Consider the following 1,615-nt stretch of genomic DNA (forward strand, 5'->3'; position numbering starts at 1 on the left):
GCGCCGGAGCGCCGGTCCGGGCCGGAAGGCGCGCATCGTGGGAGCGCGGACGGGGTAGCCGGTCGGCTGTGCGCCTCGGCCTCCGGGCCGGGGCGCCTCGGCCACAGCGGGTTCCGGTCGCGGGCACCGAAGACAGGATTCGGACGAATGTGCGCACAATGGCGTCCGGCCCCGCAGCCCGCGGTGGCTCCTGCCCATTTCTCGAGTTCGGACAAGGTGGCACCGGTGACAACTCTCGACGACGAGGCGGCGTCCGACGACCGGGCGGCGGACGCACCGACGGCCGACGCCGAGCGACGCAAGCAGCGGTTGCGCAGACGGTTGGAGCGGCTCATCGGCATCGCCGCCACCGAGGGCAACAGCCTGCGGGTGCTGCGCAACGGCGACGAGATCTTTCCCGCGATGCTGGAGAGCGTGCGGGCGGCCGAGCACACCGTGGACATGATGACGTTCGTCTACTGGCGTGGGGACATCGCCCGGGAGTTCGCCGAGGCGCTGGCCGATCGGGCCCGTGCCGGGGTGCGGGTGCGGGTGCTGCTCGACGGTTTCGGCAGCCGGCCGATCGAACCCGAGCTGCTGGATCTGATGGCGGAGGCGGGGGCGGAGGTCAGCTGGTTCCGCAAGCCGATCCGGCTCTCCCCCTTCAAGCAGAACCACCGCTGCCACCGGAAGGTGCTGGTCGTCGACGAGGAGGTCGCCTTCACCGGCGGGATCGGCATAGCCGAGGAGTGGTGCGGCGACGCCCGCAACCCGGACGAGTGGCGCGACACCCACGTCCAGGTCCGCGGGCCGGCCGTGGACGGCATCGGGGCGGCGTTCGCGCAGAACTGGGCGGAGTGCCACGACGACCTGTTCGACGAGCGGGACCGCTTCCGGGACGCCACGTCGCAGGGTGACTCGATCGTTCAGGTGGTGCGTGGCTCGGCCAGTTTCGGCTGGCAGGACATGCAGACGCTGATACGTGTGGTGGTGGAGTCGGCGGAGAAGCGGCTGCGGCTGGCCACCGCCTACTTCGCCCCGGACGACTACTTCATCGACCTGCTGTGCGCGGCGGCCGGGCGAGGGGTGCGGGTCGAGATCCTGCTGCCGGGCCGGTACACCGACAAGCGCGTCTGCCAGTTGGCCGGGCGCCGGTTCTACGAGCGGCTGACCGAGTGCGGTGTGCAGATCTGGGAGTACCAGCCGACGATGATGCACGCCAAGGTGATCACGGTCGACGGCGTCGCCTCGCTGATCGGCTCGACCAACCTCAACCGGCGCTCCCTCGACCACGACGAGGAGGTCATGCTGGTGACGCTGGACGAGCACCTGACCGCGACGCTCGACGAGCACTACGACGACGACGTGAGCAACAGCGAGCCGATCAAGGCGGAACGCTGGCGCCGCCGGTCCCCCGTCCACCGGATGCGCGAGCTCGCCGTGCTGCCGATCCGCCGCTTCCTGTGACCCGCGCCGCACCTGCCGTGACGGGCGGGTGACCGCCACCACACGGCCGCCGCGCGCCGCGGCCCCCGGACGGTACCGGGGCACCGCGCGGGGCGGATATAGTGGACGGGCACCGCAGGCGGACGTAGCTCAGCTGGTAGAGCGCAACCTTGCCAAGGTTGAGGTCGCG

1 protein-coding gene is annotated in these 1,615 nt (G+C 71.2%); it reads left to right on the forward strand.

Annotated features, from left to right (window positions below; genetic code table 11):
* Window positions 1–225 precede the first annotated feature (225 nt).
* Entirely contained in the window at window positions 226–1,446 is a 1,221-nt protein-coding gene (locus ACYVE9_RS25970; RefSeq protein WP_461030336.1) for a phospholipase D-like domain-containing protein, read from the forward strand.
* Window positions 1,447–1,615 lie beyond the last annotated feature (169 nt).

This window comes from Streptomyces sparsus, from assembly GCF_054776295.1.